Source organism: Tritonibacter sp. SIMBA_163 (genome assembly GCF_046535935.1).
GTDB classification, from domain to species: Bacteria; Pseudomonadota; Alphaproteobacteria; order Rhodobacterales; family Rhodobacteraceae; genus Epibacterium; species Epibacterium scottomollicae.
This window is the reverse complement of the sequence record NZ_JAWJBP010000225.1, coordinates 1-320: the sequence shown is the minus strand read 5'-3', so window position 1 is coordinate 320 and position 320 is coordinate 1. Positions and strand designations below refer to the sequence as shown.

The following is a 320-nucleotide window of genomic DNA, read 5'->3' as shown; positions in this document are numbered from 1 at the left end:
TCCGGTTTCATCTTGCAGGGTAAAAAAGGCAAGTTTTCCAAAAACACGACGAGCAATAATTCGTCCCGCAATTGACACTTCTGTCTCGACTTCTTCTCCATTTTCTAAGTCAACATATTGCTGTTGTAATGCACCCGCATGATGAGTCACTTCCCATTTATAAGCAAAGGGATTCAGTCCTTCTTCTTTTAAAGTTTCTACCTTCTGAATGCGTGTTGCTCGAATATCTTTTAAACTAGAAGCACTTTGTTGATTGTTTTTTTCTGGAGAGGAGGACATATTAACTAAAGAATAATAAACACCGAAAAACGAAAAAGGTT

1 pseudogene is annotated in these 320 nt (G+C 37.5%); it reads right to left on the bottom strand.

Features of this window, described 5'->3' with window-relative positions:
• A pseudogene (locus R0J92_RS22185) lies at positions 1-320 on the bottom strand (hypothetical protein); the annotation flags it as partial.